Origin of the sequence: Brasilonema bromeliae SPC951, from assembly GCF_012912135.1 — a bacterium.
Lineage (GTDB): Bacteria > Cyanobacteriota > Cyanobacteriia > Cyanobacteriales > Nostocaceae > Brasilonema > Brasilonema bromeliae.
In genome coordinates this window covers 1-8,671 of sequence record NZ_QMEB01000267.1, presented here as the reverse complement: position 1 = coordinate 8,671, position 8,671 = coordinate 1, and the positions used below count along the sequence as shown (strand labels likewise).

The 8,671-nt window shown below is 43.3% G+C and carries 7 protein-coding genes and 3 pseudogenes; 3 read left to right on the top strand and 7 right to left on the bottom strand.

The window, feature by feature from the left end; translation table 11 throughout:
- The 4 genes and pseudogenes from DP116_RS24810 to DP116_RS24795 form a co-directional block, all read right to left on the bottom strand.
- Nucleotides 1-266: pseudogene (locus DP116_RS24810) on the bottom strand (hypothetical protein); the annotation flags it as partial.
- Nucleotides 267-569: 303 nt separating this feature from the next.
- Nucleotides 570-1,040 carry a hypothetical protein gene (locus DP116_RS24805; protein WP_169157692.1) on the bottom strand — a complete coding sequence of 157 codons (471 nt, stop codon included), beginning with the start codon at nucleotides 1,038-1,040 and terminating at the stop codon, nucleotides 570-572.
- A complete protein-coding gene (locus DP116_RS24800) occupies nucleotides 1,037-3,823 on the bottom strand; it encodes an NHLP bacteriocin export ABC transporter permease/ATPase subunit (protein ID WP_169157691.1) in 2,787 nt (928 codons plus the stop codon). The genes DP116_RS24805 and DP116_RS24800 overlap by 4 nt, the downstream gene beginning before the upstream one ends.
- A gap of 18 nt (nucleotides 3,824-3,841) precedes the next feature.
- The gene (locus DP116_RS24795; protein WP_169157690.1) at nucleotides 3,842-5,116 is read right to left on the bottom strand and encodes an NCS2 family permease; all 1,275 of its coding nucleotides are present in this window, start codon (nucleotides 5,114-5,116) and stop codon (nucleotides 3,842-3,844) included.
- Between the two features lie 206 nt (nucleotides 5,117-5,322).
- On the opposite strand from DP116_RS24795, the gene DP116_RS24790 reads away from it, so the two are divergent.
- Genes DP116_RS24790 through DP116_RS24780 form a run of 3 tightly spaced genes read left to right on the top strand, consistent with a single transcriptional unit; the run spans nucleotide 5,323 to nucleotide 6,537 of the window.
- The gene (locus DP116_RS24790) at nucleotides 5,323-5,628 is read left to right on the top strand and encodes a type II toxin-antitoxin system Phd/YefM family antitoxin (RefSeq protein WP_169157689.1); all 306 of its coding nucleotides are present in this window, start codon (nucleotides 5,323-5,325) and stop codon (nucleotides 5,626-5,628) included.
- Nucleotides 5,600-5,917 carry a Txe/YoeB family addiction module toxin gene (locus tag DP116_RS24785; protein WP_169157688.1) on the top strand — a complete coding sequence of 106 codons (318 nt, stop codon included), beginning with the start codon at nucleotides 5,600-5,602 and terminating at the stop codon, nucleotides 5,915-5,917. Before DP116_RS24790 ends, DP116_RS24785 begins: the two co-directional genes overlap by 29 nt.
- A 53-nt stretch (nucleotides 5,918-5,970) precedes the next feature.
- Entirely contained in the window at nucleotides 5,971-6,537 is a 567-nt protein-coding gene (locus tag DP116_RS24780; protein ID WP_169157687.1) for a Uma2 family endonuclease, read from the top strand.
- A gap of 360 nt (nucleotides 6,538-6,897) precedes the next feature.
- Here DP116_RS24780 and DP116_RS24775 read toward each other — a convergent pair.
- The 3 genes and pseudogenes from DP116_RS24775 to DP116_RS24765 all read right to left on the bottom strand — a co-directional run.
- Nucleotides 6,898-7,260: pseudogene (locus DP116_RS24775) on the bottom strand (Uma2 family endonuclease); the annotation flags it as partial.
- A 120-nt stretch (nucleotides 7,261-7,380) separates the two neighbouring features.
- A complete protein-coding gene (locus tag DP116_RS24770; protein ID WP_169157686.1) occupies nucleotides 7,381-8,466 on the bottom strand; it encodes an RNA-guided endonuclease TnpB family protein in 1,086 nt (361 codons plus the stop codon).
- Nucleotides 8,466-8,671, bottom strand: a pseudogene (locus DP116_RS24765) (IS607 family transposase); the annotation flags it as partial. The gene DP116_RS24770 and the pseudogene DP116_RS24765, both read right to left, overlap by 1 nt.

Below are 8,671 nucleotides of genomic sequence, written 5' to 3'. Positions count from 1 at the left end.
TCAAGCACGGTTTTGAAGACCAACGGGTCTGGTGACAGGCTCGTTGAGTTTAATTCTAAGATTGCTCGGTAAAAATCACGCTGACGTACTGCCCACTTTTGCTCTAACTTAAACTGCTCACGCTTATTCCCTCGTTTCAACCCTTCATCAATTTCCCGTATTTCTTTATCCAATTGCAACCTGGAAGTACTATTTGGATTGGCTGCCAAAATCAAAATAGTTTTGACATAACGGTTGTTTTCATCAGAAGGTTGGGGAGAGTTCATAGAACAATAGTAAAATTTGATACGCTTACAATCCAAACGTGCTATATGAAAAACACTTATACCTAATTCTTATAGATGAAATTGAAATTAACTTATGCACCAGTCATTACAGTGAACAGTGAACAGTAAACAGTGAACAATTATCAAGCAATTGATGACTGATGACTGATAAGTAGGTAGGCTCAGATCTTGCACCATACTTTTCGTCCGCCAAGAAATTTATTTCTTGGCTCAAAGTCCAAGTCCGTTAAAACTGAGATCTTGCACTTGTGCCAACAACCGCCTAGGGTTTAAACCCCAGTCTCATAGTAAAAGTCGTCTAAAGACGACTGCATAAGCTTTTGAGTCTACTTTAGTAGACTTGAACTGTAAGCCTGGGAATTGATTCCCAGGCGGACGAGGTTGCGTTCTTGATAATGGTGAGCCAGCGCGGTCTTGGGGAGGCAGTGCGTTGCGGGGGTTCCCGAGCCACTGCGTTGGGCGGGTTTCCCGACAGTCACGCATGTGGCGTCCCGTTGTGGCGACTGGCTGTCGGGTTCCCCCCGTTGAAGCACCTGGCGTGTGGGGTTCAGTCGTGGAATCATAACTAATTAACCGGACACGATAGTGAATAATGGACAAACTAGAGGTAGGCAACAGGCAACAGGCAACAGGAAATAAAGGAGATAGAGGTGTACGGACTTTTTTCAAAAATAAAATATGAGTCCTATCAGGCTGCAAGTGGGAGGATGAGAACCCCGACTGGGCTATAAACCCATATTCATTTTGCTTCATTCCATTTGTCTGGCTACCAGTTGAGAAAACAACCCCTCTTGTTCGGCTAGTTCCTCAAATGTACCCACTTGTACCACGCGCCCCGCTTCCATCACATAAATTCGGTCAGCATTGCGAATCGTACTAAGGCGGTGAGCAATCACTATCCGAGTTGCATTCAATTGATCTAAACTTTCAGTTACAATCGCTTGTGTACGATTATCCAAAGAACTGGTCGCTTCATCCATTAAGATAATTTTCGGCTTATTGACAAGTGCTCTAGCAATCAATAATCGCTGGCGTTGTCCTCCTGAAAGATTCGTACCACCTTCACTAATAACCGTGTGCATTCCCATTGGCATTTGCTCAATATCAGCAGCAAACCCCGCCATCCGCGACGCTTCCCAGGCTTCATTGTGCGATATCAACGCAGAGGCAGATATGTTCTCAAAAATTGAGCCAGATCCAATTCGACCATTTTGCAGCACCACCCCGAACTGCCTTCGCACCGCCACAAGGTCTAATTCTGCCAAGTCAAAACCATCGTAGTACACCTTTCCTGATAGTGGAGTTTCAAACCCTAACAACAACCTGAGTATAGTTGACTTCCCACTTCCTGATGGTCCGACAATCGCGACAAACTCCCCAGGTTCTGCGTAAAGACTGACATCATTCAGAATTGGTGGACCATCCTCACGGTAACGAAAGGTAATATGGTCTAAAATCACACGACCCGTCAAGCGCCCTGGATCAACCTTGTTAGAATCGTACTCTAGTTCCTGCTGCAAAATCGGCTTTGCCCGCTCCCACAGTGGTACAATTGCCAAAATAGTAGTCACAGTATTGCTGAGGTTGCTCACTCCCCCGATAAAAGTTCCCAACGCTGAATTAAACGCCAAAAATGTTCCTGTTGTGAACCCGCCGCTACCACTCGCAGTAGCCGTTTGCAGAAATAGCACCGCCAACCCAAACAACAGTGCTGAAGTTAGCAAAGATAGTATTTCGTTCAACACAGAAACACTGTCTTTAATTTGTTGCGATGTTGCTGTCAGTCTAGTTCTCTGGCTGTACTGATTTGCCCAAGCTGCAAACGCTCGTTCTTCTGCCTGCGCTACCCGCAACTTGGCAACTCCATTTATAAGTTGTATTGTTAACCCGTTAATTTCGCCATCCAATTCTTGCAGCCGTCGCGAAAAGCGAACTAACAGCAAGCCAGAGACAGCAGTGATTGCAGCTGTTAGCAAAGCTATCCCCACCCCAACTAAGGCGAGTTGCCAACTATAGACAAACATTAGCACTGAATTGAGTAAAGCAAACAGTCCACTTAATAGGGTGCGTTGCGTTGCCCCCGATAGTATCCGACGAATTTGGTTTACTGATAAAGTCCGGTTAAGTAAGTCGCCAGAGGAATAAGAGCGAAAAAAGGCGGGACTTAGTTTGAGGAGTCGATCCCAAATCGCAGGTTGCAAGGCGCTATCAGCAGCGTTTTCCACTCGTAGGGCTAGGATACCTTGGGACATGCCAAAAGCTGACCTTCCAAAGGCGATCGCCAACAATGCCAGTCCTATTTGCCATAATAAACTCTGATCGCTATCCGGAATTGCATTATCCACCAAAAGCGCTGTTGCTTGCGGCACAACCATTCCCAACAGAGTGCCAATTATCCCAGTTACCAGAACTAGGATAATGTCTTTTTCATAACCCTTGATGCCAAACTGAAACAACGCAAGTGCATTATTAACTTTGGGTAATGGTCGGTAAAACTGGTATGCTTGCGGTGCTAGCCTTGCCGCTACTGCTTGATTGACAAATGTGCGAGTTTGTGCAAGCGGGTCAAAGAAAATATAACGTTTTCCTGCTGGTAACAAAGCGACCGGACGCTTTTCTTCTTGGGTATAAGCTAAAAGTGGACCATACTCACTCAGCCACCAGCCATACTCTAGCACCACGCGACGAGTGCGAATTTGGGAAGAGCGAGCAATAGCCTCCACTGGATTTTTGACTCGACTGATGTCCTCAGACTGCGCCGGAGGATTTATCGTTATCCCCATTGCTCGTCCTACTGCTCCCGCCGCTACTAATAATGGTGTACCTTGAAAAGATACAGTTTCTTGCTGCGGTTGCAACACAGAAGCTAACTTAGAAAGTGCAGAATTGACGACCTGACGATTGAGTTGCTCTCGTTGTTGAAATTGGCGAAAGGCTATCTCTGTTTCTTGCTGTTGGAGTTTCTTTAAATAGTCGAAGAATTCAGAATGTAAATCTGCCAAAATGCTTGGTAGTGAAGCGGCATTTTCTGAGTTGATTGACTTTATTAAGGATAAATAATGGGAAAAATTTGCTGCTGTGGGTTCCGTGCTGAATGTCTCACTTAAGTGATTTATCCAACCATTCACTAAAGCGATACCTTCGGTGAGCTTCGCTAACGCCTGCGTCGCGGTTTGCAGCATCGCTTCCGCTTCACCAGTCGCCACTAGGCTCACCAAATCTGCAATGGAAATTTGGGATAATTCTGTTGCCTCAATTGCTACTGCTACTAAACTCAAAGATTCACCGATTTTGGTTGCTGCACCAAACAACGCCGCTCCTGCACCTACACTGAATAAATAACGGCGATGCTCGTTTTGAGTAGCTTCTGTGAGGCGATAAGCTGGAGGCTTGACGCTTTGTGTATCGCCTACTGGCATCTCATTATTGACTTTTGTGGCAAACACTGCGACGGAGCCAGTCTGCACGACCCATACTTTTTCTTGGTCATCTAGCAGTAGTCGTTCATTTGCTTTCAGGCGGTACAGGACTTCCATATATTGGCGCAAGTCTTCTTAACTCTTTAGTACGAGGTGAAACACAGAAATAGCTGCTAGAAAATATACAGTTTTATTTACTTGATGAGCCAGTCCTTGGGAAACTTTAATCAAAGGGTAAATAATGAAACCAATTGCCAATGCCTCTGCAATAGAGTAAGTCAGGGGCATAGTTAGAAGAATTAGGAATGCAGCAATTGCTTCTGCTGGATCATTCCAATTAATGTTTTGCACGCTACTCATCATCAAAAAACCCACCATAATCAATGCAGGAGCTGTTGCAAAAGTAGGCACTGCTGCAAATAAGGGAGTAAATAACACAGAAACCAAAAATAGGACTGCTACTACCACAGATGTGAAACCACTCCGTCCCCCCTCAGATATGCCAGAGGCAGATTCCAGATAAGTCGCGCATGGAGAAGTACCCATCAATGCCCCAATAGTTATGCCCATAGCACCCGCTAACAAAGATTTGGTAGCGCGAGGCAATTCACCATTTTTATTAATGTAACCTGCTTGTTGTCCCAAACCAGTGAGTGCGCCAATGGTGTCGAAAGAAGTTACAAATAAAAAGGTAAGTGTGACAGACACAAAATTCCATATTTGCTTGGGTGTAAGGTAACTCAAGCCTGTGAATGCTTGACTAATCAAGTCTTGTGGCCATTCAGGTAGGGCAATAATTTTTTCAGGACTCTGAGCAATGCCTAGTATCCAGCCTAACAACGCTGTAGCGAAAATACCCCATAATATCGCTCCTTTAATATGACGTGCTACCAAAGTAGCGGTAAGCAATAGACCAAAAGCTGAGAGTAAAGTAGCTGGTTGCTTAAAAGAGCCAATAGTTGTTAAGGTCGCTTTACTAGCAACAATAATACCTGCTCCTAGAGTGGGAGGTTCAGGAACACCAGAAAGACCAATATAGGCGATGAACAAACCAATACCCGCCACAGTAGCATGTTTGAGGGAAGCTGGAATCGCTTTGATAATTTGGATATGGATATTGCATAAAATCAAGCTGATGAAAATTAAGCTTTCGATTAGGACAGACGTTAGCGCCAGTCGCCAGTTCATCTGCAAGTCCAACACAACTGAAAAAGCAAAAAAAGCGTTTAGACCCATTGCGGGAGCCAGGGCAAAGGGATAATTAGACAACAGTCCCATTAGAGCAGTTGCGATCGCCGAGGAGATAGCAGTGCTCAAAAGAAGCTGATTGAACAAATCACCAGGCTGCTGGAGAAATATGGCATTTGATAATATTCTGGGATTCACGACTAAAATGTAAGCCATAGTCATAAACGTCCTAGTACACTACGGTGATCGCTCTGGTGGAATAGTAGCAGCTACCTGTTTCCCGGCAGTCTGGTGAAACGCGGTGCAGGAAATCAGAATATATGTAGCATATTTGACTGTTATTAACCTGCTAGAAAAAGTTTTTTGGAAATTGTCAACAAGATGATTGACAATTTAAAATATATGTACAGAAGTTTGTACAGAAACGGATGCTATCCTACAAAATCACATCCCCGACCGATGCCAGAAATGACTTTTTTAAGCTGTTAGACCTGGTAGTAGAAAATCATCAAGTGTATATCATCAACCGTCGTGATAGCGAAAACGTAGCGTTGATTGCTGAGTCAGATTTAGTGAGTTTGGTTGAAACGGTTTATCTATTGCGATCGCCTGCAAATGCACGTCACCTACTGGATGCAATAGAAGAGTCAAAAACAGGAAAGATTCAACCTCAAACTATCACAGAACTTCAGCAGGAGTTGGGGATTGACCAAGAAGAAGAAAAAGAAAGCTGAAGCTGAGGAAATTAAGCCAGTTGTAGTGAATCGCACTCCTGGTTTTAGCTCTAAATTTAAAGAAGATTTAGCTTGGTGGTTCAAGCAAGATTTTGACAAAGCTTTAAAAATCTTAGATTTGGTGACGGCTGTCATGCAAGACCCATTTGAGGGTATCGGTAAACCAGAACCATTGAAGTATATGGATGCAGATATGTGGTCGCGGCGAATAGATTTAGAGGATAGGCTTGTCTATCGCGTGGGAAACACCCAGATTGATTTTCTAACTTGTCGGTATCACTATGAATGATGCACTTAAACTTGTCAGAAATATCAATAAATGAGAAAACAAGGTGGGATGATATGACAACTACAACATCAGAAAAAGTACGATTGACAACTGCTGATCTAGATTTATTTCCTGATGACGGCAAACGTTACGAAATTATTGATGGAGAATTATTTGTGACTAGAGCGCCTCACTGGAAGCATCAGGAAGTTTGTGTAAAAATAGGTACACAATTAGAAATCTGGTCAACTCAGACTGGATTGGGAAGAGTTGCTTTTGCACCAGGCATCATTTTTACTGATACTGACAACGTGATTCCTGATGTGGTTTGGGTAAGTCATCAACAATTGACACAATTACTGGATGAAGCTGGACATTTGACAGGTGCACCAGAGTTGGTGATTGAGGTATTGTCTCCTGGGGAAAAGCAAGAAAAGCGAGATCGTGAGTTAAAGTTAAAGCTGTATTCAATTCAAGGTGTGCATGAATACTGGATTTTTGACCGCGAAAAGCAGAAGGTAGAAATTTATCGTCGGGAAAAGGCTGTTTTGAAACTAGTTGCAACTTTGTATAAGGATGATAATTTAACCAGTCCTCTTTTGCCAGGGTTTAGTTGTGCTGTTGAGCGTTTGTTTGGGTGAGAGTACCGTTGACAAAAGCCTCGGTACTTTTTGGCACATTTATCCAATATTTTGCCTAACATGACATCTACTGTTAGTTCCAAGCCGTCACCAATCAACTGCATTTCAAAGAATAACTCGTCTCCATCATCAAACCTGCCCTCAATCATATAGTCCCAAAAACCCTGTTTCGTTAATCCTAAAAAGGAAAAAAGGGGCATTTGGGTGCTTTTGACGTGACATAACTTCCATAGTTTCACATCGCAGAGATTCTTCAATATTTGCGCCTATTGCGTCTATTAATGTACCACTCGCTGCTCAAATATTCAAAATTCAAACTGGCTACTAACATTGTTGCGTTCTGCGGGTTTGTTCATCCAATTACAAAGCCAAATTAAAAATCTGTTGCGCGGTGAGGTTAAATTGTGGGAAGGTAGGGGAGACAATCACATCACTGTCTCTAAACGTTGTTTTTACATATTCCCCGTCAATTAGTTCGTATACAAAGATAGTGCATTGTTTTGGATAGCCGATAAATTCACGCCCTCCCAAGGCGGCATAATCTACAATCCAGTATTCGGGAATGCCCATAGCTTCATAATCACGACGTTTGTCGTAGTAGTCGTCTTGCCAATTGGTAAGGCAGCGCGTTGGACGGGTTTCCCGGCTTGAAGCGACTGCCGTACTAACAACTTCTACTATCAATTTGACCGAAGTCGCGTTTTGAATAACTGACTCACTTTCCGTTACATAACACCTACCCAAAGCTACCCATAAATGGAAATATCTACTTTGAGTTTCGTTTACTTCCTTGCTTCATCCTGGTAACGTCGGCGTTAACCAGTCCACAGGCGCGAGCCTCGCCTAACTGGCGATTTTGGACAAATTGATTGCAGCGTTCAAATCTCTGTCGAGACTGAAACCACAATGACCACACTCAAACACTCGTTCATCTAAAGTGAGTGTTTCTTTTTTTGTTCCGCAGTTTGAACAAGTTTTGGAACTCGGAAACCATCGGTCAACAACAACAAGTTTTGAACCATACAGTTCACACTTGTATGTCAACTGGCGACGAAACTCATAAAATCCCATGTCAGCGATTGCTTTAGCTAGTTTATGATTCGCCATCATTCCAGATACATTGAGGTCTTCAATCACTATCCTGCCGTGGTTCTTAGCAAGTAGTGAGGTAAGCTTGTGCAACGTATCTTTTCGGATATTGGCTATCTTTCTATGGAGCTTAGCTATCTGCATTTGTGCTTTCTTCCAGTTGGCTGAACCGATTATTTTATGGCGATTCAACCATTGCATTCTGGACAACTTAGATTCATATTTCTTGTAGGACTTTGCGCCAGTGATCACCTCACCGGTGGAAAGAGTTGCTAGAGTCTTAACTCCGAGGTCAACTCCTACAACGTCTGTATGCTCAGTGCTGTGAGTTTCTGTTTCAATCCGAAAACTTATAAACCACCTATTTGCTTGGCGCGATATAGTACAAGATTTAGGTTTAACTTGCGGTAGTCGCTCATAAGTTTTGAGGACACCAATTACAGGTACTTGAATTTTGTTGTTGCCTAAAATTTTGACTGTACCTTCAAGCGTGAAGGAGTCACGTCTACCTTTCTTCTTAAACCTAGGAACGCCAGCGGTTTTGTTGAAGCATCGTTTCCAGGACTCGCGCAAAGCCATCAGTGCTTGTTGTGGCGTTGATTTACTGACTTCGTAGTACCATTCATGCTCACTCTTTACTAACGCCACTAACCACTTGTGCAAGTCAATGGCACTAGGGAATTTAATCTTGGAATTGGGATTTGCTTTGTTGTGGTCAAGGATTTGCTTGGTCAAACCAAGTCCCCAATTCCATGCATGACGCGCTACGCCACAATGCTTCATTAATGCTGTACGTTGCAGATTATTCAGTTTCAACTCAGTCTTGAAACCTAACAACACTATGAAACCTCCTTAACAACTTGCGTCATACCATCAATTAATTTCTTGTTTTTTTTGCTTCTAGAGCCATAAAGGCGAGCACTAAACACAGTAATCAGTTCAATCATGTCTTGCACCAATTCTTGTTCAAAAGGCACTTCCTCATTAGACTTATTGATAATGACAACTTCAGTCTCAAACTCCTCACATATTGCAAAAACAAGCT